Origin of the sequence: Rhodococcus sp. GA1 (genome assembly GCF_024321955.1) — a bacterium.
Lineage (GTDB): Bacteria > Actinomycetota > Actinomycetes > Mycobacteriales > Mycobacteriaceae > Rhodococcus > Rhodococcus pyridinivorans.
In genome coordinates this window covers 647613-672460 of the sequence record NZ_CP097186.1, presented here as the reverse complement: position 1 = coordinate 672460, position 24848 = coordinate 647613, and the positions used below count along the sequence as shown (strand labels likewise).

General features: G+C 67.9%; 21 protein-coding genes, 2 tRNA genes and 1 pseudogene. 14 read left to right on the top strand and 10 right to left on the bottom strand.

Going from position 1 to position 24848, the window contains the following annotated elements; translation table 11 throughout:
• Window positions 1-23: 23 nt before the first annotated feature.
• The gene (gene pepN / locus M3330_RS03250; RefSeq protein ID WP_255026964.1) at window positions 24-2606 is read right to left on the bottom strand and encodes an aminopeptidase N; all 2583 of its coding nucleotides are present in this window, start codon (window positions 2604-2606) and stop codon (window positions 24-26) included.
• 63 nt (window positions 2607-2669) lie between these two features.
• A complete protein-coding gene (locus M3330_RS03245; RefSeq protein WP_255026963.1) occupies window positions 2670-3911 on the bottom strand; it encodes an NAD(P)/FAD-dependent oxidoreductase in 1242 nt (413 codons plus the stop codon).
• A gap of 168 nt (window positions 3912-4079) precedes the next feature.
• Here M3330_RS03245 and M3330_RS03240 point away from each other — a divergent pair, with 168 nt between their 5' ends.
• The 4 genes from M3330_RS03240 (at window position 4080) to M3330_RS03225 (ending at window position 6905) form a co-directional block, all read left to right on the top strand.
• A complete protein-coding gene (locus tag M3330_RS03240; RefSeq protein WP_024100564.1) occupies window positions 4080-4703 on the top strand; it encodes a DsbA family protein in 624 nt (207 codons plus the stop codon).
• 37 nt (window positions 4704-4740) lie between these two features.
• On the top strand, window positions 4741-5328 hold the full coding sequence (locus M3330_RS03235) for a GNAT family N-acetyltransferase (protein WP_024100565.1): 588 nt from the start codon (window positions 4741-4743) through the stop codon (window positions 5326-5328).
• A gap of 296 nt (window positions 5329-5624) precedes the next feature.
• A complete protein-coding gene (locus tag M3330_RS03230) occupies window positions 5625-6104 on the top strand; it encodes a ribose-5-phosphate isomerase (RefSeq protein ID WP_006551133.1) in 480 nt (159 codons plus the stop codon).
• A 3-nt stretch (window positions 6105-6107) separates the two neighbouring features.
• The gene (locus M3330_RS03225; RefSeq protein ID WP_255026962.1) at window positions 6108-6905 is read left to right on the top strand and encodes an Fpg/Nei family DNA glycosylase; all 798 of its coding nucleotides are present in this window, start codon (window positions 6108-6110) and stop codon (window positions 6903-6905) included.
• Between the two features lie 20 nt (window positions 6906-6925).
• On the opposite strand, the gene M3330_RS03220 is transcribed toward M3330_RS03225, so the two are convergent.
• The 6 genes and pseudogenes from M3330_RS03220 to M3330_RS03195 all read right to left on the bottom strand — a co-directional run bounded on the left by M3330_RS03220 (window position 6926) and on the right by M3330_RS03195 (window position 12493).
• Window positions 6926-7774 carry a DUF1542 domain-containing protein gene (locus M3330_RS03220; RefSeq protein WP_255026961.1) on the bottom strand — a complete coding sequence of 283 codons (849 nt, stop codon included), beginning with the start codon at window positions 7772-7774 and terminating at the stop codon, window positions 6926-6928.
• Window positions 7775-7830: 56 nt separating this feature from the next.
• Window positions 7831-8937: a wax ester/triacylglycerol synthase domain-containing protein gene (locus M3330_RS03215; protein ID WP_255026960.1), complete on the bottom strand. Its 1107-nt coding sequence runs from the start codon at window positions 8935-8937 to the stop codon at window positions 7831-7833.
• Between the two features lie 119 nt (window positions 8938-9056).
• Window positions 9057-9632, bottom strand: a complete 576-nt coding sequence (locus tag M3330_RS03210) for a hypothetical protein (protein ID WP_006551137.1) — start codon at window positions 9630-9632, stop codon at window positions 9057-9059.
• A 12-nt stretch (window positions 9633-9644) separates the two neighbouring features.
• Window positions 9645-10792, bottom strand: a pseudogene (locus M3330_RS03205) (zinc-dependent alcohol dehydrogenase).
• 73 nt (window positions 10793-10865) lie between these two features.
• Complete coding sequence (locus M3330_RS03200; protein ID WP_230809561.1) at window positions 10866-12023, bottom strand: glutamate--cysteine ligase; 1158 nt, start codon at window positions 12021-12023, stop codon at window positions 10866-10868.
• Window positions 12024-12419: 396 nt separating this feature from the next.
• Window positions 12420-12493: transfer RNA gene (locus tag M3330_RS03195), tRNA-Gly, on the bottom strand.
• A gap of 139 nt (window positions 12494-12632) precedes the next feature.
• Here M3330_RS03195 and M3330_RS03190 point away from each other — a divergent pair.
• The 5 genes from M3330_RS03190 (at window position 12633) to clpX (ending at window position 17155) form a co-directional block, all read left to right on the top strand.
• Window positions 12633-12709 (top strand) — tRNA-Pro (locus tag M3330_RS03190).
• A 73-nt stretch (window positions 12710-12782) separates the two neighbouring features.
• Complete coding sequence (tig, locus tag M3330_RS03185; protein WP_346772272.1) at window positions 12783-14168, top strand: trigger factor; 1386 nt, start codon at window positions 12783-12785, stop codon at window positions 14166-14168.
• 182 nt (window positions 14169-14350) lie between these two features.
• Window positions 14351-14938, top strand: coding sequence for an ATP-dependent Clp protease proteolytic subunit (locus M3330_RS03180; protein WP_006551141.1), 588 nt, complete (start codon window positions 14351-14353; stop codon window positions 14936-14938).
• A gap of 46 nt (window positions 14939-14984) precedes the next feature.
• Window positions 14985-15647: an ATP-dependent Clp protease proteolytic subunit gene (locus M3330_RS03175; RefSeq protein WP_016691867.1), complete on the top strand. Its 663-nt coding sequence runs from the start codon at window positions 14985-14987 to the stop codon at window positions 15645-15647.
• Between the two features lie 230 nt (window positions 15648-15877).
• Window positions 15878-17155, top strand: a complete 1278-nt coding sequence (gene clpX, locus M3330_RS03170; RefSeq protein WP_006551142.1) for an ATP-dependent Clp protease ATP-binding subunit ClpX — start codon at window positions 15878-15880, stop codon at window positions 17153-17155.
• 93 nt (window positions 17156-17248) lie between these two features.
• On the opposite strand, the gene M3330_RS03165 is transcribed toward clpX, so the two are convergent.
• Entirely contained in the window at window positions 17249-17992 is a 744-nt protein-coding gene (locus M3330_RS03165) for an SDR family NAD(P)-dependent oxidoreductase (protein WP_006551143.1), read from the bottom strand.
• Window positions 17993-18025: 33 nt separating this feature from the next.
• Entirely contained in the window at window positions 18026-18946 is a 921-nt protein-coding gene (locus tag M3330_RS03160; protein WP_033096456.1) for a 3-oxoacyl-ACP reductase, read from the bottom strand.
• Between the two features lie 202 nt (window positions 18947-19148).
• Here M3330_RS03160 and M3330_RS03155 point away from each other — a divergent pair, with 202 nt between their 5' ends.
• The 5 genes from M3330_RS03155 to M3330_RS03135 all read left to right on the top strand — a co-directional run bounded on the left by M3330_RS03155 (window position 19149) and on the right by M3330_RS03135 (window position 24801).
• Entirely contained in the window at window positions 19149-19766 is a 618-nt protein-coding gene (locus tag M3330_RS03155) for a TetR family transcriptional regulator (RefSeq protein WP_255026958.1), read from the top strand.
• A 118-nt stretch (window positions 19767-19884) separates the two neighbouring features.
• Window positions 19885-21048, top strand: a complete 1164-nt coding sequence (locus tag M3330_RS03150; protein WP_033096458.1) for a steroid 3-ketoacyl-CoA thiolase — start codon at window positions 19885-19887, stop codon at window positions 21046-21048.
• 34 nt (window positions 21049-21082) lie between these two features.
• On the top strand, window positions 21083-23272 hold the full coding sequence (locus M3330_RS03145; protein WP_200359919.1) for an acyl-CoA dehydrogenase: 2190 nt from the start codon (window positions 21083-21085) through the stop codon (window positions 23270-23272).
• Window positions 23273-23278: 6 nt separating this feature from the next.
• A complete protein-coding gene (locus M3330_RS03140) occupies window positions 23279-24148 on the top strand; it encodes a MaoC/PaaZ C-terminal domain-containing protein (protein ID WP_039586890.1) in 870 nt (289 codons plus the stop codon).
• Window positions 24145-24801, top strand: coding sequence for a PaaI family thioesterase (locus M3330_RS03135; protein WP_016691875.1), 657 nt, complete (start codon window positions 24145-24147; stop codon window positions 24799-24801). The genes M3330_RS03140 and M3330_RS03135 overlap by 4 nt, the downstream gene beginning before the upstream one ends.
• Window positions 24802-24848: the final 47 nt, after the last annotated feature.

Here is a 24848-nt window from a genome sequence, read left to right as displayed (position 1 = left end):
GGTCGTTCGGTGAGGTCGGCGCGTCAGGACGCGTCGAACGCGCGTGCCTTCAACGAGCGCACGACCCCGGCACGACCCTCGACGACGAGCCGGCGCAGCGCCGGCGGATGGTCGCCGGCGAGGAACTCGTCTGCCGCAGCCACCGACTGCTCACTGATCGACCACGACGGGTAGAGCCCGATCACGACGGTCTGCGCGACCTCGCTCGAACGACGCTCCCACACTCCCGGCACCTCCGCGAAGTACCGCGCGACGTACGGCTCGAGCAATTCGCCCTGACCGGCCGGGGCGAAACCGCCGATCACGGCGCGCGCCGTGATGTTCGGGACGCTGTCGTCGTGCACGACGGTCTGCCACACCTGCTCCTTGACGGCCTCCTGCGGACGGGCCGCGCGGGCGGCCGCCGCCTGGCGGGCACCCGCGGCCGTCGGGTCGCGTTCGGCCTCCGCGTCGATGAACGGCGACTCCACGCCCTCGGCGTCGACCTCACCCGCCGCGGCGAGCGCCTGGACGATCCGCCAGCGCAGATCGGTGTCGACCGTCAGCCCGGGCAGGCCGACCGTCGCCGGATCGGCGCCCAGCAGCTCCTCGAGCACCTCGGTGTGCCAGGGCGACAGGTACGCGGTGGTCAGCGCGTTGACGAACGCGAGCTGATGGTCGGAGCCGGCGACGGACTCGCGGGCGAGCTCGAGCAGACGGTTGGCGAAGTCCGCCCGGCCCTGCTCCGCGGCCCAGGACGGGTCGGCGTAGCTCTCCAGCGCGGTGTGCGCCTGCATGAGCAGACGCTGGACGACACCGACCTCGGTCTCGGCGGCGATACCGCGCTGCACGAGGGCGACGAAATCGCGCGCCTTCATCTCGGCCTGACGGGTCATCTCCCACGCCGCCGACCACACCAGGGTGCGCGGCAGCGACTCGGCGATGTCGCCGACCCGGTCTATGACGGTCGCGAGCGATTCCTCGTCGAGCCGCACCGAGCAGTACGTCAGGTCGTCGTCGTTGACGAGGACGAACGCGCCGCGCGGCACGCCCACCAGATCGGGGACCTCGGTGCGCTCGGCGGCGTCGACGTCGATCTCCACGCGGTGCGTGCGGACGAGCTTGCCGGAGCCGTCGTCGTCGTACACACCGATCGCGAGGCGGTGCACGCGGAACTCACCGGCGCCGGGCTGGGCACCTTCCTGCACCACCGCGAAACGCGTGAAGTGTCCCTGGTCGTCGACCTCGAAGTCCGGTCGCAGGATGTTCAGGCCGGTGGTCTTGAGCCACTGGGCACCCCAGTCCGACAGGTCGCGGCCGGAGGCCTTCTCCAGCGCGGCGAGCAGGTCGTCGAAGGTGGCGTTGCCGTAGGCGTGGTCGCGGAAGTACTCGCGCAGACCGGCGAGGAAGGGCTCCTGCCCCACATAGGCGACGAGCTGCTTGAGCACCGACGCGCCCTTGGCGTAGGTGATGCCGTCGAAGTTGACCTCGACCGCGGCGAGGTCGGGGATGTCGGCGGCGATCGGGTGCGTCGACGGCAGCTGGTCCTGCCGGTAGGCCCACGACTTCTCGACGTTCGCGAAGGTCGTCCACGCGTTGGTGTACTCGGTGGCCGAGGCCTGGCACAGCACCGACGCGAACGTCGCGAACGACTCGTTGAGCCACAGGTCGTCCCACCAGCGCATGGTGACGAGGTCGCCGAACCACATGTGCGCCATCTCGTGCAGGACGGTCTCGGCGCGGCGCTCGTAGGAGTAGCGGGTGACCTTGGACCGGAAGACGTAGTCCTCCAGGAAGGTCACCGCTCCGGCGTTCTCCATCGCCCCGGCGTTGAACTCGGGCACGAACAGCTGGTCGTACTTGCCGAAGGCGTAGGGGATCCCGAAGTTGGCGTGGTAGAAGCCGAAGCCCTGTTTGGTCTCGGTGAACAGCCGGTCGGCGTCCATGTACTCCGCGAGCGACGCTCGGCAGAAGATGCGCAGCGGGATGGTGCCGTGCTCGTCGGTGTACTCGTCGGACCACACGGCATACGGACCGGCGATGAGCGCGACGAGATAGGTGCTCATCCGCGGGGTGGTGCGGAAGATGTGCAGACCCGGCTGCGCGGCCGCCGTCTGTACGGTGTCGGCGTTGGAGATCACGGCCCAGTCCTGCGGCGCGGTGACCTGCAGGTCGAAGGTGGCTTTGAGATCGGGCTGGTCGAAGCACGCGAACATCCGCTTGGCGTCGGCCGTTTCGAACTGCGAGTACAGGTACACCGCGTCGTCGGTGGGGTCGACGAACCGGTGCAGGCCCTCGCCGGTGTTCGTGTACAGGCAGTCGGCGTCGACGACGAGTTCGTTGTGAGCGGCGAGCCCGGTAAGGGTGATGCCGGTCTCCTCGGAGTATCCGGACACGTCGACGGGGTCGCCGTTGAGGGTCGCCGAATGCACGGTCTTCGCGATGAGGTCGATGAACGTCGAGGCTCCCTCGGTCGCGTCGAATCGCACGGTGGTCACCGATCGGAAGGTCGTGGTGCCCGGCGCGCCGGCACCGTCGGTGAGATCCAGTTCGATGCTGTAGTTGTCGACGGACAGGATCGCGGCCCGTTCGGCGGCCTGCTCGCGGGTCAGATTCGGTGGTGCCACGGGAGAACTCCTTCTCACGACGGAATGTCGGTCGGCGTCCATCCCATCATGATCGGCGAACCCTCACGGAGCGACGTCGGACAACGGCACCGTGGTGTCCGTCAGCCGGCCGACGTCGACGGGCCGCCCGGAGGCGATGAGTGCGCGGAGGTCGTCCCCGGCATCCCAGATGTTGACGTTCATCCCCGCCCGGACCCGCTGCTCGTCGTCGAGCCAGAACGCGAGGAACTGCCGTCCCGGCACGTCGCCGCGGGTGACCACCCGCGCGTCGCGGGGCGCGAGCCCGACATACTCCATGCCAAGGTCGTACTGGTCGGTGAAGAAATAAGGGAGCCGGTCGTAGGTCGCCTCACGTCCGAGCATCGTCGCGGCCGCGACGGCCGGCTGGTTCAGGGCGTTCGCCCAGTGTTCGACGCGCACACGGGTGCCGAGCAGCGGATGCTCCGCCGACGCGATGTCGCCGACGGCGACGATGTCCGGGTCGCTCGTCCGCATCGATGCGTCGACGAGCACGCCGTCGTCCACCGCGAGTCCGGCGTCGCGGGCCAGCTCGATGTTCGGGCGCGCCCCGACCGCGACGAGCACGGCGTCGGCGGGCACCACACTGTCGTCGCCGAACCGGATGCCGCTCGCGCGACCGTCGTAGGCGACGATCTCGCGCACCGAGGTGTTCGTCCGCAGATCGACACCGTGCGCGCGGTGCAGGTCGGCGAACACCGCACCCATCTCCTCGCCGAGGGCACCGGACAGGGGTTGCTTCGCGGTCTCCGCGACCACCACGCCCGCGCCCCGGTCGCGGGCGTTCGCGGCGATCTCCATGCCGATCCATCCCGCGCCGATGACGGCCAGCCATCCCGCGTGGTCGGTCTCGCCCTGGATCGCGGTGAGCAGCGCATCGGAGTCCTCGATGGTGCGCATGACGTACACGCGTTCGGCGTCGGCTCCGGGAATCGGGACCGTGCGGGGCGTCGAGCCCGTGGCGAGCGCGAGCTTGTCGTAGTGGAGCGTCGACCCGTCGGGCAGCGTCACCGTGTGGGCGGCCGGATCGATCGCGGTGACCTTCGTGCCGAGCAGCAGTTCGACGCGGTGGTCGCGGTACCAGTCGCCGTCGTGCACCGTGAAGTCGGTGAGTTGCTTGCGTCCGGCGAAGTAGTCCTTCGACAACGGCGGTCGCTCATAGGGCAGGTGCTCCTCCGCGCCGATGAGCAGGATGCGCCCGGGAAAGTCGCGGGCGCGCAGTTCCTCTGCCAGCTTGGCGCCGGCCAGACCCGCGCCGACGATCAGAAACGTTTCCTCACCCGACATCGTGGTGCCTCCGCTGTGATGCGTGCCGGACCTGCTTCCCGGCTCCGACGTTACGGCTACCGCCCGCACTACGGCCCGGTTCAGGAAGAATCGTCGACGGGGCCGTGTTGAACATGCTTGTAGTTGTCCGGCCCGTACGAACTCTTGTGAGGAGATCTCTTGAGCGACCTGACCGCCGCGTCCTCGACCGGCAAGGACATCGCCGACTTCTGGTTCGATCCGTTGTGCCCGTGGTGCTGGATCACCTCGCGCTGGATCCTCGAGGTCACGAAGGTGCGCGACATCGAGGCGCGTTTCCACGTCATGAGCCTGGCCGTGCTGAACGAGGGGCGCGACCTGCCGGAGGAGTACGCCGAGCTGATGACGAAAGCCTGGGGCCCGGTGCGCGTCGCGATCGCTGCGGCGCAGAAGTACGGCGACGACATCCTCTCCCCGCTGTACACGGCGATGGGCACCCGCATCCACAACGAGGGCAACAAGGACTTCGCGGACGTGATCGCCGCGTCGCTCGCCGAACTCGACCTCGACGCCTCGCTGGCCGAGGCCGCCGACAGCGACGCCTACGACGAGGCTCTGCGCACGAGCCATCACGCCGGCATGGACAAGGTGGGCCAGGACGTCGGTACCCCGACGATCCATGTCAACGGCATCGCCTTCTTCGGGCCCGTCCTGTCGAAGATCCCGCGCGGGGAAGAGGCCGGCAAGGTATGGGACGGTGTGGTTGCCCTCGCGTCCTACCCGCACTTCTTCGAGCTCAAGCGCAGCCGCGACGAGGAGCCCGACTTCTCCTGACCGGGCACCGCCGTGGCGCTCGGTAGAGTGCAACGGCGTGTCGAACGATCATGTGGTCCGGCCGGCGACGGTGCACGATGTCGAGAAGGCGACGGCAACGCTCGGACGAGCGTTCCGCGACTATCCGTTCACCCGCTACACCGTCGACGGCCGGGACCACGAGACCCGGGTCCGCGACCTCCAAGGGCTCTTCCTCGCCGAGATCGGCATGCGCTGCGGCGAGGTATGGGTCTCTGACGACGTCGACGCCGTGGCCGTCTGGACGACGCCCGGCTCCACCGGACTCGAGGAGGCGTTCACGTCCGTCTCCGATCGGGTGACGGAGCTGCGGGGTGATCGTGCCCGCGCCGCCGAACTGGCCGAGCAGGCCACCGCGGAACTGCAACCGAGCGAGCCAGGGTGGTTCCTGGCCACGGTGGGCGTCGATCCCGCCTCGCAGGGGCGCGGCCTGGGACGGGCCGTCCTCGAACCAGGACTTCGCGCGGCCGAGCGGCAGGGGGTCGCGGCCTGTCTGGAGACCTCCTCGGAGGCGAACGTCGCGCTCTACGAACGTCTCGGATTCGTCGTTACCGGTGTCGTGGAGCTGCCGGACGGCGGCCCGAAGGTCTGGGCGATGCGCCGCTGACCTGCCGGGGCGGGGTTCGCCACGCTCGGGACCGAAGGTCGCAACGCTCCGCCGTACAGACTTGTGCTCACTCCGAATTCGATTCTCGGCTTCGGGTCGGGCGCGGACTACCGTGATGCATCACGGCTCGCGGCCTCCGGACTGCCAGCGGCACCCACCCGCCGCGCTACGGTGCCCTCTGACCCGCCCCCGGCGTGGTGCCCTCTGACCCGCCCCGGCGGGGTGTGCTCCGACCCGCCCCTCGCACGGCGAACGGCGCGTGCGGGCGAGCGGACGAGTCTCGTTAGACTCGGCCCATGCGCGTTTACCTGGGAGCCGACCACGCGGGCTTCGAACGGAAGAATGAGATCATCGAGCACCTGAAGAAGAACGGCCATGAGCCGATCGACTGCGGTGCGTTCGAGTACGACGCCCTCGACGACTACCCGGCCTTCTGCATCGAGGCTGCTCGGCGCACCGTCGCCGACGAGGGCAGCCTCGGTATCGTGCTCGGTGGCAGCGGTAACGGCGAGCAGATCGCCGCCAACAAGGTGCGAGGTGCGCGCTGCGCCCTCGCCTGGAGCGTCGACACCGCCAAGCTTGCGCGCGAGCACAACAACGCGCAGCTCATCGGCATCGGTGGCCGCATGCACAGCCTCGAGGAGACCCTCGCGATCGTCGACGCCTTCCTGTCGACCGAGTGGTCGAACGAGGAGCGTCACCAGCGCCGTATCGACATCCTCGCCGAGTACGAGAAGACCGGCGAGGCTCCGGCAGTTCCCGGCGCACCTGCCTGATCCGTGCCCGAAGGACACATCCTGCACCGGCTTGCCCGGCTGCACCACGAGTGGTACTCGGGTGCGCCGGTGCGGGTGTCCAGTCCGCAGGGGCGGTTCGCCGACGGTGCCGCCGCCGTGGACGGGCGCGTCCTGACCCACGCGGACGCGTGGGGCAAGCATCTCTTCCACCACTACGAGGGCGGTCTCGCCGTCCACGTGCACCTCGGTATCTACGGTGAGTTCACCGACCGCGAGTTGCCGCTCGGCGAACCGGTCGGACAGGTGCGGATGCGGATGATCGGCGCGCGCCACGGCAGCGACCTGCGTGGTCCGGCGGCGTGCGAGGTGCTCACCCCCGGCGAGGTCGAGGCGATCGAGGTCCGGCTCGGTCCAGACCCGCTGCGACCCGACGCCGATCCCGAGCGGGCATGGCGCCGTATCGGCAGATCACGCACCGCGATCGGCGCGTTGCTCATGAACCAGGCCGTCATCGCCGGCGTCGGCAACGTCTACCGCGCAGAAGTGCTCTTCCGTCACGGCATCCACCCGGAACGTCCGGGAAACAAGCTGTCCCGCAGAGAGTTCGACGCGATCTGGGCCGACCTCGTCGAACTGATGAACGTCGGTGTGGAGTACGGGCGCATGCACGTCGTGCGACCCGAACACGACCACGGCGCACCGGCCTACGCCAAGAACAGGCCCCGGACGTACGTCTACCGCCGTGCCGGCGAACCCTGCCGGATCTGCGGGACTCCCGTTCTGCACTCGGTCATGCAGGCGCGGAACCTGTTCTGGTGCCCGGTCTGTCAGCCGAGCTGACCCGACTCAGCAGATCCGACTCAGAAATCGAAGCCCCCGAAATCGAATCCGCCGCCGTCGCCGCCACCGAAGTCTCCGCCACCGAAGTCGTCACCGCCTCCGTACTCGTCGCCCCCGCCGTACTCGTCGCCCCCGCCGTACTCGTCGCCCCCGCCGTACTCGTCGCCCCCGCCGTACTCGTCACCACCGCCGAAGTCGTCGCCGGCACCTGTCTCCGCCGACGGATCACCGACACCGGATTCGAATGCCTGCGCGTCGTAGGGGACACCGGCCATCCCGGCGAACATCGTCGAGAAGAGCAGCATCGAGCCGACGCCCCACGCGCCCGCGACCAGGGCGGGCTTCCACCACGGCTCCGAATACCAGCCCGCAGGGACAGGCCGGCCCGCGACGCGGCCGCCGGGGTAGTAGTTCGGCGTCGCGGAGGACGGTGACGGCGACGCAGCGATGGTGCGGCCCTCGAAGTCGACGGTGCGCTTCTCGGTGACCTCGCCGGCGGACTTCTGTCCGTCGAGCGTTGGGATCTCCGGCCCCGGGTCCATGCCCATCGCCAGGCGCGCAGCTCGGATGTAGTACAGACCTTCGAGCGCGGTCTGTTTCGCGAGACGCGCCTGCATCGGCGAGTTCGCCTGCTCGATCTGGGAGCCGGCGGCGGTGAAGCGCTCGGAGGCGTCCGCCAGCGACTGACGCGAGGCGTCGTCGGTGCCGGTCAGGTTGTAGATCTGGCCGCCGAGACGCTCGATCGCCTGCCGTGCGTCGGCCTTGGCGTCGTCGAGGGTGACGGTGCGGTGACGGGTGGTGCTCTTCTGGGAGCGGGAGACGAAGTACACCACGGCACCGACGGCGGCGAGGATGAGCAGAAGTTCCACGGGCCGATCCTTCCGGTGGGGGAGGGTCCTGTCCTCCAGCGTACCGACGCGGGGAGTCACTCCCCGAGGACCGCGCGCAGCCCTTCCTGCAGGCACGAATCGAACGAATCGCGGTTGGGGACGACCGTGGGGTCCACCGCCAGGCCCATGCAGCAGGTGTCGCGATAGGACATCGCCGACGCGGTCATCATCGCGCCGTCGGCCGCACCGAAGCCGTAGTACCGCTCGATCTTCGCGCCGCCGACGTAGAGCGGCGCGTGGGAACCGGGGAGCGTGGACACCACCACGTCCCGCGGACCGACGGCGATGTCGGAGTGTGCTCCGGCGGAGGACGGGAACGAGATGTCGATGCGTCGCATGAGATCGACCGTGTCCATCGCGTGGATGTCCGCCTCGTCCTCGGGTGCCATAGGCACCGCCCCGCCGTCCGGCCCGGGGACGACGACACGCAGATCGTCGATCGAGCGGCCGTGCCGCCGCCGGTACTCGCTGCACGCGAGGAGCATCGCAGTGGAGAACCCGCTCGACACGCGGCAGCCGGCGCGTTCGCAGGCGTGACGCAGGGCGGCGAGATCCGCGTCGAGTACGTGCAGTCGCGGCGCGCGGGGTGCGGGCTCCTCGTGGTCGCCGGTGCGTCCGAGCAGGGCGTTGATCAATCCGGTGCCCAGCGAGGTGAACATGTGCGCCGCGGTGCGGAACGACTCGACGCCCTGTTCGGACACCGATCTCGCCCACGACAACATGGACTCGGACTGACCGGGTGAGGGTGCCGAGCCGAGATGCCGGAGCCGGATCACCAGCGCCGACTGGCCACCGCCGAGGCCGTCGAGCAAGGTCAGTTCCCAGCGCGGGTGCCGGAGACCCGAGGGGTCGGGGGCCGTGCGGGCGTAGGCGAGTACCTCCTCGAAAGTCGCCGGGGCGGGCAGGGCGACCCGCTCGAGATGCCACGGCGGATCCGAGTCGGGATGCCCGGCGCGGCGCGGCGGATCGAGCCCGAACGGCAGTTCCACCACCCGGTGCCGGAAACTGGGCGACTCGTGGTTGCCGGGCGCGAGCACGGCGGCGACCCGATCCCAGTCGGGGGTGGCATCGAGAAGGACCGCGGCGACGACGGAGGAGCCGGGAGAGAGGGCCCGAGGGAGGTCGTCGGAGGTGTCCTTCACAAGAGGGACGGTCTCATATCGTGAACGACGCACACCCCTGCTTGACTCTCGCTTTGCACTATCGAGTCGAAAAGGTGACACGTCGTTGCTGGATTCGGGATCTCCCCACGTGCCGGTTCTCACCTCCGTGAGCGCCCTTTCCGGCGTATCACCACCGCTGCGCCCAGACCCGCTGCGGCGATCCACGGTGCGCCGGAGACGAACGGATCGAGCCACTGGTGGTTGACGTCGGCACGCGAACTCCGCCGCCTCGACGCCCCGCCGTGCGCGGTGATCTCCGACCGGATCCCGCTCTCGGTCACGGGATTGTCGGGACGGCCCTGCATCAGGGCCCGGACCCGGCTCTCGGCGACGTCGATGCGGTCGGCGCCGATCAGGAGCAACCAGTGCGCGGCGCGGCCTTCGCTGTAGCGGCGGTAGGCGTGCCTGCGCACGACGCCGGACAGTCCCTTCAGCGGCGCCGTGGTGCCGAAGACCGGGGTGACGAAGGCATGCTCGATCGAGCGTTCGCGGGTCTCGTACCCGGGCTGGCGTTCGGGGAAGTCCCAGTGCGCGCCGGTCGTCTCAGGTGCGAAGCGTTCCTTCGGCACCGAGGGCCGATCGCGAGGATCCAGGTCGACTCCCCATCCGGGGATGCGGGCGCGCAGTTGGTCGGGGGTCTCCGGGGGTTCGGGCTTGTCTGCGGTGTAGGCCATGGCGGATCCTCCTCAACTCCCGTCGGCGACGATGATCGGCTTGATGCACCTGTCGAGCTTCGACGAGAACATGTGGTAGGCCTCGGGGATGTGTTCGAGCGGGACACGGTGCGTGACGATGTCGTTCGGCTTCAGATGGCCGTTGCGGACGTGCTCGAACAGACGGGGCCACTGACGTTTGACGGGGCACTGGTTCATCCGCAAGGTCAGCCCCTTGTTGAGCGCGTCGCCGAACTTCACGGCACTGAAGATCGGGCCGTAGGCGCCCACCACCGAGACGGTGCCGCCCTTGCGGACACCGTCGATGGCCCAGTTCAGCGCGACCGGCGAGCCACCTTGCATCTTCAGTTTCGCGGCCGTGACGTGCTGCAGGAAGTTGCCGTCGGCCTCCGCCCCGACCGCATCGATGCGACGTCCGCTCCGAGATGACCGGTGATCTTCTTCAGGTGGACGATGATGTCGTCGTACTCCGCGAAGTTGTAGGTCTCGGCGTGAGCGAAGGTCCGGGCCTTCTCCAGCCGGTACTCGAGGTGGTCGATCACGATGACCCGGCCGGCACCCATGAACCAGGCGGACTTCGCCGCGTACAGGCCCACCGGTCCGGCGCCGAAGACCACGACCGTGTCGCCCTCGACGATGTCACCCAGCTGTGCACCGAAGTAGCCGGTCGCGAGGGCGTCGGTGAGCATCAGGGCGTCCTCGCCGTCCATCCAGTCGGGCACGATCGTTGGGCCGACGTCGGCGAACGGCACCCGCACGAACTCGGCCTGGCCGCCGTCGTAGCCGCCGCAGGTGTGCGAGTAGCCGTAGATGCCGCCGACCGCGGTGGCGTTGGGGTTGACGTTGTGGCAGTTGGAGTACAGGCCGCGCGCGCAGAAGAAGCACGACCCGCAGAAGACGTTGAACGGGACCATGACCCGGTCGCCGGGTTTCAGGTTCTGCACCGACGGCCCGACCTCGTGGACCACCCCGACGAACTCGTGACCGAAGGTCGTACCGACGCGGGTGTCGGGCATCATCCCGTGGTAGAGGTGCAGGTCGGAACCGCAGATCGCCGCCAACTCGACGCGCACGATGGCGTCGTTGGGGTGCTCGATCCGGGGAATGTCCTTCTCTTCGACGCGGACCCGATAGGGGCCGCGATAGACCATCGCGCGCATACGTGCTCCCTCGTCCTGGCTCGTGTGGTCGCGAATACCCGAGGGAAGGCGCTCCAAACGGCAGGTCGCGGGATCAGAGCGCGGGGACGTCCGGGGCGGGATGGGCTCCGCCGGACAGTGGAGGGGTCTGCGGTCCGGCGACGAACGCCCGGTGGAGCGCGTCGACGACGTCGGCGACGGCGTGACGGCGGGCGAACGCGCGTCGCTGCAGCATCGCCCCGGTGCCGCGGGCGAGGATCGCCTCCCACATCGCCACCGCGCACCGGCGGTCGCCGGCCTCCTCGAGTCGGGGGCCGATGTACCGGAGGAAGGCGCGGAAGGACTGCTGCGCGGTGGTGGGCCGCCCGGTGAACACGTCGACGGCACGTCCGGTCGGCCCCTCACGAGCAGCGCACAGGTACGCGGCGTGGACGACCTCGTCGGCGACCGGAGGAGCAGTGATGCCCGCCCGGACCTCTCGTTCGGCGGTGGCGACGAGCGCGCGGACGAGCATCGCCAGGAGAACAGTCTCGTCGACCGTCGCCGGCACGTCGCTCACCCGGATCTCGACGGTGGGCAGATGCGCCGAGGGACGCACGTCCCAATAGATCATGCCCGGATCGAGGATGTTGCCGCTCTCGATCATCATGGCGACGATCGCGTCGTAGTGCTCCGCCGACGTGAACCGCGGGGGAGGACCCGCGCACGGCCACCGGGAGGCCATGATCGCCCGCCAACTGGCGTACCCGGTGTCGCGGCCCCGATGGATGGGCGAGTTGGCCGTCGCGGCCAGCAGGGTGGGCAACCACACCCGGACGTGATTGCACACCAGGACGGCGGTTTCGCGGTCCGCGACACCGACGTGGACGTGGCAGCCGCAGACCTCCTGCTCCTCGGCGAGACGTCCGTACCGCTCGGCCATCGTCCGGTAGCGCGGCACATCCGTCACGGACGCGAGCTTCTGGAGCGTGGGCGACACACCCGACGCGAGCAGACCCGCGTGCGCCTCCCGCGCGGCCGCGGCTGCGACGGTCCGGCCCTCGACGATACGCGCGCGCAACTCGGCCGAGCTGCGGCAGACCGGTGTGTTCACCTCGACCTGGATGCGTTTGAGCTCGTAGTCCATGTCGAGTCCGAGCCGGGCGGCTGCGGCCACGACGAGGTCGTTGCTCGCGGTCAGCCGTTCGGAGGTCGGGTCGACGAGGAAGAACTCCTCCTCGACGCCGACGGTCGGAGCGGGGGTCGGGGGCATGTCCGGAGTCGGTCTGTGGCGCCGAGGCATCGTTGCTTCCCTGCATAGCGAGGCGCCGTCGGTACAGCCGGCGCCGTCGTTGACGCCGGCGCCTTCTCGACCGACCGCTGACCTACGGGGGTGAGACGACGATACTCGGATTTCACACCGGAGAACGGCATTCGATGGTGGAGAGGGACCGACCGGAGGTGGGGCGGGGTCGGTCCCTCCACACCCCCTACGGTGTCATCCGACGACGCCCCACCCGTTCGCGGTCGCGTCCGCTGGAGGGACGCGACGAAGGATCACGACACGGTGGTTCGTGCGGTCGTCGGAATGCGGATGGGCTGGGCCGGACGGGACGGTCCGGAACGACGAAGCCCGCCGGTGCTGTGTGCACCCGGCGGGCTTCCTCCGTGGAGGGGATGACGGGAATCGAACCCGCGTAGCCAGTTTGGAAGACTGGGGCTCTACCATTGAGCTACATCCCCGTTGCGCCTGCAGTGCCGGTGTCGACCGGTGCTGCGGCTTGCGAGATGAGACTGTACCGGACCTCGCTTTGGATTTCATAATCGGGGGGCCGTAGGATTCTGCGATGGGTCCCGCGGTCGGATGCGGTGCCTTCACGACCGGGATGTGGCGCAGCTTGGTAGCGCATCCGCTTTGGGAGCGGAGGGTCGCAGGTTCGAATCCTGTCATCCCGACCAGATCGAACAGCGTCAGCGCGCTCAGTAGTGACACGAACGACCGACAAGAGAGCACGACAGAAGGAGCATGTCCGTGAAGAGCACCGTCGAGCAGCTGAGCCCGACGCGAGTCCGTATCAATGTTGAGGTGCCCTTCGAGGAGCTCCAGCCTGATTTCGACCGCGCTTTCAAGGCCCTCGCCGGCCAGGTCCGCATCCCGGGCTTCCGCCCCGGTAAGGCACCTCGCAAGATCCTCGAGGCCCGCGTCGGCCGCGGAGCCGTCCTGGACCAGGTCATCAACGAGGCCATCCAGAGCCGCTACAGCGAAGCCGTGACCGCGAACGACGTCAAGGTCATCAGCCAGCCCGAGATCGACGTCACCAAGCTCGAGGACAACGTCGAGCTGGCGTTCACCGCCGAGGTCGACGTGCGTCCCGAGATCACCCTCCCCGATTTCTCCGAGATCGCCGTCACCGTCGATCCCGTCGAGATCACCGACGAGGACATCGCCGAGCAGCTTCTGTCGCTGCGTCAGCGCTTCGGCACCCTGACGGGTGTCGAGCGTCCGGTGCAGGACGGCGACTTCGTCTCCATCGACCTGTCCGCGACGGTCGACGGCAACGAGGTTCCAGAGGCCGCCACCGAGGGCCTGTCGCACGAGGTCGGCTCCGGCCAGCTCATCGACGGACTCGACGAGGCGATCATCGGCCTGTCCGCCGGCGAGTCGAAGGAGTTCACCTCCACGCTGGTCGCCGGCGAGTACGCCGGTAAGGAAGCCGTCGTCACCGTCAAGGTCAACACCGTCAAGCAGCGCGAGCTGCCCGAGGCCGACGACGAGTTCGCGCAGCTCGCGAGCGAGTTCGACACCATCGGCGAGCTCGAGGCCGACCTCCGCGAGCGCGTCCAGCGCGTCAAGCAGGTCGAGCAGGCCGGCCAGATCCGCGACAAGGTCCTCGAGGTTCTCCTCGAGACCGTCGACATCCCGGTTCCCGAGGCTGCCGTCCAGGCCGAGGTCGACAGCGCGCTGCACGACGCCATCCACGAGCTCGATCACGACGAGACCAAGCTGAACGAGCTGCTCGAGGCCCAGGGTTCGAGCCGCGAGGAGTTCGACAAGGAAGCACGCGAGTCCGCCGAGCGTTCGGTGAAGACCCAGCTGCTCCTCGACGCGATCGCCGAGGCGGAGAACACCACGGTCGAGCAGCAGGAGCTGACCGAGCGCATCTTCTTCCAGGCGCAGCGCTACGGCATCCCGCCGGAGCAGTTCATCCAGCAGATCAGCCAGGCCAACCAGCTCGGTGCCGTCTTCGCCGACGTCCGCCGCGGCAAGGCGCTCGGCACCGTCGTCGACCGCGCCAACGTGACCGACACCACGGGTGCGACCGTCGACACCGCCGAGCTGTTCGGCACCAAGAAGGACGATGACGCCGAGGGCGAGAACGCCGAGGCGGAGACCACCGAGGACTCGGCCTCCGAGTAGTCGGGCGACCCGCGGAGATTCGAAACCCCAGGGGTCACGAATTTCCGCTTTCAGCGAAGAGGGGCGGCACCGGGCATCCGGTGCCGCCCCGTTTCGTTAGTGTCAGTGTCAGCAACCCACGATCGACGAGAAGGCAGGTACCCGTGACTCCTCAGAATCCGGCGACATCCATCGGTCCCGCGATGACCTCGGCCACTGCTGGGCTGAACCTCAGCGACTCGGTGTACGAACGCCTGCTCCGCGAGCGCATCATCTTCCTGGGCACCCAGGTCGACGACGACATCGCGAACAAACTGTGCGCGCAGATCCTTCTGCTGTCGGCCGAGGACCCCACCCGCGACATCTCCCTGTACATCAACTCACCGGGCGGTTCGGTCACCGCCGGTATGGCGATCTACGACACGATGAAGTTCGTCGAGTGCGATGTCGCGACCTTCGCGATGGGTCTCGCCGCCTCGATGGGTCAGTTCCTGCTCTCCGCCGGTACCAAGGGCAAGCGTTACGCACTCCCGCACGCGCGGATCATGATGCACCAGCCGTCCGCAGGCATCGGTGGTACGGCGAGCGACATCGCGATCATGGCGGAGCAGTTCGCACACACCAAGCGCGAGATGGCCGAGCTCATCGCGGAGCACACGGGCCAGTCGGTGGAGCAGATCACCAAGGACTCCGACCGCGACCGCTGGTTCACGGCGCAGCAGGCGCTCGAATACGGCTTCGTCGACCACGTCGTCTCCCGGGCGCAGCAGGCCGGCGGCACCGCCAACTAGGTCCCGGCCCGATCTGCCCTCACACCACCGAATTCTTGGAGAAGCGATGACCAACATGTTCGATCCGCGCCAGCTCGGCGGCGCCGCTCCTGCCTCGCCCGCGAGCCGCTACATCCTCCCGTCGTTCATCGAGCACTCGAGCTACGGCGTCAAGGAATCCAACCCGTACAACAAGCTGTTCGAAGAGCGCATCATCTTCCTCGGCGTCCAGGTCGACGACGCGTCCGCCAACGACGTGATGGCCCAGCTGCTGGTGCTCGAGTCGCTCGATCCCGACCGCGACATCACCATGTACATCAACTCGCCGGGTGGTTCGTTCACCTCGCTCATGGCGATCTACGACACCATGCAGTACGTCCGCGCCGACATCACCACGGTGTGCCTCGGGCAGGCGGCATCCGCCGCGGCCGTCCTGCTCGCCGCCGGCACTCCCGGCAAGCGTCTGGCGCTGCCCAACGCTCGCGTGCTCATCCACCAGCCCGCGACGGGTGGCATCCAGGGACAGGTCTCCGACCTCGAGATCCAGGCCGCCGAGATCGAGCGCATGCGTACCCTCATGGAGAACACGCTCTCGAAGCACACCGGTAAGGATCCCGAGCAGATCCGCAAGGACACCGATCGGGACAAGATCCTCACGGCGGAGCAGGCCGTCGAATACGGTCTGATCGACCGGGTCCTCGAGTACCGCAAGCTCTCGGCCCAGAAGTAGAACGTCGCAGGCGGTTCCGGAAGGCACGGTGCCTTCCGGAACCACCGACGCCGGGACTGTGATCGCCGACACATGTTGTGGTGTACAAATATGACCGGAAACGCGCAGAACCGGTCGACCTGCGCGCCGACATCCGGGTACGGTCGATCAAAGGGCCCGCTCCCCGGGACCGCCCCGTGTGGTGGTTGCGGGACCGGTTGCACGCACACGAGGAAGTAGGGACCTGACTGATGGCACGTATCGGTGACGGCGGAGATCTGCTCAAGTGCTCCTTCTGCGGAAAGAGCCAGAAGCAGGTCAAGAAGCTCATTGCGGGCCCCGGTGTCTACATCTGCGACGAGTGCATCGATCTCTGCAACGAGATCATCGAGGAGGAGCTGGCCGAGACCAGCGAGGTCAAGCTCGACGAGCTGCCCAAGCCGGCCGAGATCCGCGACTTCCTCGACAACTACGTGATCGGCCAGGACGACGCCAAGCGCACGCTGGCCGTGGCGGTCTACAACCACTACAAGCGCATCCAGGCCGGCGACAAGGGCCGCGACTCCCGCGGTGAGACGGTCGAACTCGCGAAGTCCAACATCCTGCTTCTCGGCCCCACCGGTTGTGGCAAGACCTACCTCGCGCAGACGCTCGCGAAGATGCTCAACGTGCCCTTCGCCATCGCCGACGCCACCGCACTGACGGAGGCCGGCTACGTCGGTGAGGACGTCGAGAACATCCTCCTCAAGCTCATCCAGGCCGCCGACTACGACGTCAAGCGCGCCGAGACCGGCATCATCTACATCGACGAGGTCGACAAGATCGCCCGCAAGAGCGAGAACCCGTCGATCACTCGCGACGTGTCGGGCGAGGGCGTGCAGCAGGCGCTGCTGAAGATCCTCGAAGGCACCCAGGCATCCGTCCCGCCGCAGGGTGGTCGCAAGCATCCGCACCAGGAGTTCATCCAGATCGACACCACGAACGTGCTGTTCATCGTGGCGGGTGCATTCGCGGGTCTCGAGAAGATCGTCTCCGACCGCGTCGGCAAGCGCGGCATCGGCTTCGGCGCCGAGGTTCGGTCGAAGGCCGAAATCGACACCACCGACCACTTCGCCGACGTCATGCCCGAGGACCTCATCAAGTTCGGCCTGATCCCGGAGTTCATCGGTCGTCTGCCGATCCTCGCGTCAGTGACCAATCTCGACAAGGAATCACTCGTCCAGATCCTGTCGGAGCCGAAGAACGCTCTGGTCAAGCAGTACGTGCGCCTGTTCGAGATGGACGGCGTCGAACTCGAGTTCTCCCAGGACGGACTCGAAGCGATCGCCGACCAGGCGATCCTCCGTGGCACCGGCGCCCGCGGGCTCCGCGCCATCATGGAGGAGGTGCTCCTGCCCGTGATGTACGACATCCCCAGCCGCGACGACGTCGCCAAGGTCGTGGTCACCGCCGAGACCGTCAACGACAACGTCCTTCCGACGATCGTGCCGCGCAAGACCGATCGGGAACGGCGCGACAAGACCGCCTGATTCCGAAGACCCTTCGGAACTGCACGAGCGCCTCGGCACGAAAGTGCCGAGGCGCTCGTCGTCTTTGGCGGTCGAATCCGGTCCGTCGGTGGATCAGCGCAGTGTGATGGTCCCGCCGTCGACCATGAGTGTCTGGCCCGTCATGTAGGACGCATCCTCACTGGCCAGAAAGACCGCGACACGGCCGATATCGGCCTGCGGGTCACCGAAGCGGTGCATCGGGGTCTTCGCCAGTAGCGCCTCCTCGACGCCGGGGTTGGCCGCGATGTACGCCTCGACGCCCTCGGTCAGTGCCAGAGGCGAGATGACATTGACATTGATGTCCTCCGCGGCCCATTCGTTCGCCGCGACCCGGCTGATCGCCCGGATCGCTTCCTTCGCAGCGGCGTACGAACTCTGCGTGGCGCTCCCTTCGATCCCGGCTCCCGACGCGAAGTTGATCACCGACCCCTTGTTCGCGGCGAGCTGGGCGTGCGCTGCCTTCATCAATCGGAAGGTCGGATAGAAGCCCGTGCCGAACGACAGGTCGAGCATCTCCTGTGTGGTCTCGAGCAGTGGCGCCTGTCGGGATGCGTGCGCATTGTTGACGAGCACGTCGAGCTTTCCGAACCGTTCGACGGCCGCCGCGACGATCGTCTCGGCGCTCGACTCGTCGGAGATGTCCGCGTACAGGAACTTCCCGGCTTCGCCGACCTCGGCTTCGAGGGCTTCACCCGCGGGCCGGTCGATGTCGACGAACAGGACGCGGGCACCCTCGCCCATGAATGCTCTGACGATGCCGCGTCCGATCCCTCCGGCACCACCGGTGACGATCGCGACCTTGTCTGCAAGTCTCATGTTTGCTCCCTTCGTGGGTGCGGTGTCAAGCGATCAGTCGACGGCCAGTGCGACCTTCTCGAGTTCCGCGATGCTGTAGGCGGCGTAGGTCTCGTACGGGCCGCGGCCGATGAAGTACGACGAGAGCTGCTCGTCGAGTTCCTCGACCGTGAATGCCGAACCGGCTGCGTCGAAGCGGTTCTCGACGGTCGGCGCTGCCATGAGCGCGACCATTTTTCCGTACACCACGAACACCTGTCCGGTGATCTCCGAGGAGGCCGGCGAGGCGAGGTAACGCACGAGGGTGGCCACGCGCTCCGGCGCCAGGGGATCGAGTCCGGTCGTGGCGCCGGCCTCGCCGAAGGCCTCCGCGGTCATCGCGGTGCGTGCGCGGGGGCAGATCGCATTCGCGGTGACGCCGTAGCGCGCCAGCCCCTGCGCCGTGGACAGTGTCAGTGCCGTGATGCCTGCCTTCGCAGCGGAATAGTTCGGCTGTCCGGCGGAACCGAAGAGGAAGGCCTCCGACGAGGTGTTGACGACGCGGCCGTAGACCGGTCCACCCGCAGCCTTGCTCGCCTGACGCCAGTACACCGCCGCCGCATGTGAGGTGGCGGCATGGCCCTTGAGGTGCACTCGGATCACGTCGTCCCAGTCGGACTCGGTGAGGTTGAAGATCATCTTGTCGCGGATGATGCCCGCGTTGTTGACGAGGATGTCGAAGGACCCGAATGCCTTGACCGATTCCTCGACGAGGCGACCGCCGAGAGCCCAGTCGGACACGTCGCCGGTGACGGCGATGGCCTGGCCTCCCGACGCGACGATTTCCTCTGCCACCTCGTGCGCTGCGTCGCCCACGTCGTTGACGACGACTGCGACGCCTGCCTCGGCGAGGGCGAGGGCTTCGGCGCGGCCCAGGCCGGCCCCGGCGCCGGTCACGACCGCCGCGCGCCCGGCCAGACTTACGGATTCACCCATGAAACGTCTCCTTTTCGATGGCGGCGGTTCGTCAGTGCACCGCGCCGGAATTAGTATTCATTCTAGTCTCGGGTGGTGGTTGGTCCACCCACTGGACAGGTCCCACTGGCCGGGATCAGGCGGGATACGAGACGTGCCCACCTGGAACGTTCGTCGCCGCAGTGGTCGATGCGCCACCGGTCGTGAAGGGGAGGAACCGAGCATGCCCAGACTTGCGGAGGCCCGGGACGCCGCAGAACCGAGTTCGGCGGAACAGCATGCGCGATACAGCCGGATCATCGACGCTGCCGCACAGTTGGGGGCGGTGAAGGAACTCGAACGCGTTCGGATGCAGGAGGTCGCCGAACTCGCCGGCGTCGCCATCGGGACCCTCTACCGCTACTTTCCGTCCAAGACCCATCTGTTCGTCGCGGTCATGGTGGATCGGATCGATCGGATGGGAATCCACCTCTCCAGGCGCTCGCAGTCGTCCTCGTCGCCTGTCGACGTCGTATACGACGCGTTGCTGCAGGCCACCCGGGCGCTCGTGCGCACTCCGTTGCTGGCGAACGCGATGATCCGATCCGCCGCGTCGTCGAACGCCGCCACCATTCCCGACGTGGCGAAGATCGACCAGCACTTCGACGGACTGCTCCTGGCCGCCGCGGGTATCGCGGAACCCACGGTGCGGGACGCGACCGTCGTGCGGTTGGTCGTGGCGCTGTGGTTCGGTCTCGTCCAGTCCGCGCTCAACGGGCGGATATCGATCCCCGAGGTGGAGTCCGATCTGCGCGTCGCATGCGACCTTCTGCTGGTCGATCTGCCCGCCGGTACGCGTTGACGGGCAATTCTCGAAGACCGCATTCCGCAAGGTCCGTCCCGCTCGTTGGGACTGCGCAGGAAACTGCGGTCACCGTCACTAGAATAAATTTCAATATCTTCGAGAGCTGGGAGTAGGCATGAGCAAGGTCGTCATCGTGGAGGCCGCGCGGACACCGATCGGTCGTCGCCGCGGACAGCTGGCCGGGGTCCACCCCGCGGTGTTGCTCGGTGCCGCCCAGAAGGCCGTTCTCGACCGCACCGGCCTCCCCGCCGACCAGATCGGTCAGCTCGTCGGAGGCGCCGTCACCCAGGCGGGGGAACAGTCGAACAACGTGACCCGGCAGGCCTGGCTCCACGCAGGTCTCCCGTACACGACCGCCGCGACCACCATCGACTGCGCGTGCAGTTCGTCGCAGCAGGCGGTCCACATGGTGGCGGGCCTGATCGCGTCCGGGCAGATCGACGCCGGAATCGGATGCGGCGTCGAGGTCATGAGTCGCGTGTTCCTCGGCCAGGCAAACGCCCCGGGCACCGGCAACCCCTATCCGGACGACTGGTCGATCGACATGGGCGACCAGTTCACCTCTGCCGAACGTATCGCCCACAAGCGCGGCATCAAACGTGACGATGTCGATGCTCTCGGATTCGAGTCGCAGCGTCGCGCCGCAGCCGCGTGGGCCGAGGGGCGCTTCGACCGCGAGATCGTCCCGGTGCAGGCGCCGGTCGTGACCAAGGAGGGCGAGCCCACCGGTGAGATCGCGACCGTGACGCGTGACGGAGGTCTTCGCGAAACCACCGCGGAAGGACTCGCCGGTCTCCGGCCGGTCATCGAGAACGGAATCCACACCGCCGGAAACTCCTCCCAGGTCAGCGACGGCGCGGCCGCCGTACTGCTGATGAGTGAGGACAAGGCGCGCGAGTCGGGTCTGCGGCCACGTGCCCGTATCCTCGCGTCGACGCTCGTCGGTTCGGACCCGTACTACCACCTCGACGGCCCCATCGACGCGACTCGCGCGGTACTCGAGCGCACCGGAATGTCCTTGTCCGACATCGACATCGTCGAGATCAACGAAGCCTTCGCTTCGGTCGTGTTGTCCTGGGCGCAGGTCCACGGGGCCGACATGAGCAAGGTCAACGTCAACGGCGGCGCCATCGCGCTCGGCCACCCCGTCGGTTCCACCGGCTCGCGACTGATCACCAGTGCCCTGCACGAACTCGAGCGCTCGGGCCGTTCGACTGCGCTGGTCACGATGTGTGCGGGTGGCGCGATGGCCTCCGCCACCATCATCGAGCGCATCTGACGCCGGACATTCTGCTATCCGAAGGGACCCGATCATGACTCTGGGATTGAGCGACGAGGACCGCGAGCTCCGTGATTCCGTACGCGGCTGGGCGGCACGACACGCCACACCCGACGTGATCCGCACGGCCGTCGAAGCGAAGACGGAAGCCCGCCCGACGTACTGGAGCTCGTTCGCCGAACTCGGAATGCTGGGATTGCACCTGCCCGAAGAGGTCGGAGGCGCCGGTTTCGGTCTGCTCGAAACAGCAATCGTCGCAGAGGAACTCGGACGGGCCATGGTGCCCGGCCCGTTCCTTCCGACCGTGATCGTGTCCGCGGTCCTCGACGAGGCCGGCCGTCGCAGCGAACTCGACGGGCTCGCGGACGGTTCGCTGTTCGGTGCGGTCGCCCTGCAGCCCGGGGACCTGCGCGTGGAGCGCGACGGCGATTCCGTCACACTCTCGGGAACCTCCGGTGTCGCCCTCGGCGGCCAGGTCGCGGATGTGTTCCTGCTCGCGGCCGACGACGGTGGTGAGCGGGTCTTCGTCGTCGTGACCCGTGACCGGGTCGAGGTCACGAACCTGCCCAGCTACGACGTGATCCGCCGCAACGCCGAGATCACCGCAAGTGCCGTGACATTGTCCGACGAGGACGTACTGGGATCGGACTCGCATCGGATCGTCGATATCGCCGGGACCTTGTTCGCCGCCGAGGCTGCCGGTCTCGCGGACTGGGCAACCACCACCGCTGCGGGTTATGCGCGGGTCCGTAAGCAGTTCGGACGTGTCATCGGGCAGTTCCAGGGTGTCAAGCACACCGTCGCCCGGATGCTCTGCCTCACCGAACAGGCTCGGGTCGTGGCCTGGGACGCAGCGCGAGCGCGGCGCGAGGACGTGCCGGACGACGAGGCGTCGCTGGCCGTGGCGGTCGCCGCGTCCATCGCCCCGGAGGCCGCCTTCCAGGTCACCAAGAACTGCATCCAGGTGCTCGGCGGTATCGGCTACACCTGGGAGCACGACGCGCACCTGTACATGCGCCGCGCGCAGTCCCTCCGGATCCTGCTCGGCTCCACGGCGTCGTGGCGGCGCCGGGTCGCCCACCTCACGCTCGACGGTGCCCGCCGCGTACTGAGTGTCGATCTTCCGCCCGAGGCGGAACGGATCCGCGCCGACGTCCGTGCCGAACTCGAGCCGGCGAAGTCGCTGGAGAACGCAGCGCGGAAGGCGTATCTGGCGGAGAAGGGCTACACCGCTCCCCACCTGCCCGAACCGTGGGGGAAGGCCGCCGACGCCGTCACGCAACTCGTCGTCGCCGAGGAACTGCGCGCCGCCGAACTCGAACCGCACGACATGATCATCGGCAACTGGGTGGTGCCGACCCTGATCGCGCACGGCAGTACCGAGCAGATCGAGCGATTCGTCCCGCAGTCGTTGCGCGGGGATCTCGTGTGGTGTCAGCTCTTCTCCGAGCCCGGCGCCGGGTCCGACCTTGCGGGCCTGTCCACCAAGGCCGTCAAGGTGGACGGCGGATGGAGGCTCGATGGCCAGAAGGTGTGGACGTCGATGGCGCGGGTCGCGGACTGGGGCATCTGCCTCGCCCGCACCGACGCGGAAGCGCCCAAGCACAAAGGCCTGTCCTACTTCCTGATCGACATCAGGAACACCGAGGGGCTCGACATCCGGCCGCTGCGGGAGATCACCGGCGAAGCCTTGTTCAACGAGGTGTTCCTCGACGGCGTGTTCGTGCCCGACGAGTGCCTCGTCGGCGAGCCCGGGGACGGATGGAAGCTCGCCCGTACCACCCTCGCGAACGAACGCGTCTCCCTCTCGCACGATTCGACTTTCGGTGCCGGCTGCGAGACCCTCATGGCGCTCGCGAACGGTATGCCCGGTGGGCCGGACGACGAACAACTCACCGTCCTCGGCAAGGTTCTCGGCGATGCCGCGTCCGGTGGCCTCATGGGTCTGCGCACCGCTCTCCGCTCCCTGGCCGGTGCACAGCCGGGTGCCGAATCCTCCGTCGCCAAGCTCCTCGGCGTCGAGCACCTCCAGCAGGTCTGGGAGACCGCGATGGACTGGGCCGGTACTGCGTCGTTGCTCGACGACCAGGACCGAACTTCGGCGACCCACATGTTCCTCAACGTGCAGTGCATGTCCATCGCCGGTGGGACGACCAACGTCCAGCTGAACATCATCGGTGAGAGGCTTCTCGGCCTGCCCCGCGATCCCGAGCCCGGAAAGTGACGCCCCATGCCCATCGATACCGATGTCGCGCTCTCCGCTGCGCCCACCGTCCGCGATGCCTCGTGGACCGAACGCGATGTGATCCTCTACCACCTCGGTCTGGGTGCGGGTGTCGACTCGCTCGATCCCGCCGAACTGCGGTGGGTGTACGAGAAGGACCTGCGGGTCCTGCCGACCTTCGCGATGGTCGCCGGTCAGGGTGTCTCTGCCGGTGCGGTGACACAGGCCGGACTGAGCCTGCCGGGAATCGACATCGACCTGCGCAGGATCCTGCACGGTGGCCAGTCCGTCACCGTGCACGCCCCGATCCCGATCTCGGGTTCGGCGACCGTCTCGTCTCGCATCTCCGATGTGTGGGACAAGGGCAAGGCCGCCGTGATCGTGCTCGAACAGTCCGCAGTGGATGCCGACGGAAACCCGTTGTGGACCAGTGCGATGCAGATCTGGGCGCGCGGTGAGGGCGGCTTCGGCGGAGACGCCGGGCCCCATGTGTCGAACGCAGTGCCGGAACGGGACGCCGACAAGACCCTGGTGTCACCTACGAGCACGCAACAGGCACTGGTGTACCGGCTCAGTGCCGACATGAACCCGCTGCACGCGGATCCCGAATTCGCGAAGACAGCCGGTTTCGATCGGCCGATCCTGCACGGACTCGCCTCGTACGGTGTCGTGTGCAAGGCCGTCGTCGACGGTGTGCTCGGTGGAGACCCGACCCGGGTCCGGTCGTTCTCGGTCCGCTTCGCCGGCACGCTGTACCCCGGGGAGACGATCGAGACGGAGGTCTGGCGAGACGACGACACCCTCACCCTGCTCGCCACATGTCCCGAGCGCGACGGGCAACCGGTGCTCACCCACGCCACGATGGAGATTCGATGAGAGTCGACCCGGACACCCACCCCGTCGTCGGACACGCGCCCGACGGTACGGTTCTGACCTCGGCACCGCAGGACACCGCCGTCGACCGCGCCACCGCCGCCGCGCGGCGCGTGGTGGACGCGTTGCTGCGCACCGACCGTGGCAACGCGAATCTCGAGCGGGTCGCCGAAGAGCTCGACAATATCGCCGAGCACCTCGAGGAACACGCTCCCGAAGTGCGGGAGCGACTGATCGACATGTGGCACGGGGAGGGCGTCACCCGGCACGATCCGGTCACCGGTCCGGAGAACGCGCTCGCTCCGCCGCTGGTGTTGGCCGGTCGCGAAGACGGATCGGTGGAAGGCGTCGTCGAACTGACCTTCCCGTACCAGGGCCCGCCCGGGCACGTGCACGGCGGAGTCTCCGCCCTCCTGCTCGATCACACGCTGGGTGTGGCGAACGCCTGGGCCGGGCGCAGCGGCGCCACCGCACAGCTCAACGTGCGGTACCACCGGCCGACCCCACTGTTCGAGCCGCTGACGATCACCGGTCGTCTGGTCGAGCAGGACGGCCGCAAGATCAACACAGTCGGCGAGATCAGGACCGCGGACGGCACGGTGTGCGTGTCCGTGGAAGCGCTGTTCATCGACAGGACGGTTCCCCGTCCTCGCTGACGGCCTGCGCCGCACACGCCGTCGTATCGGAAAGGAACGGCACGGGG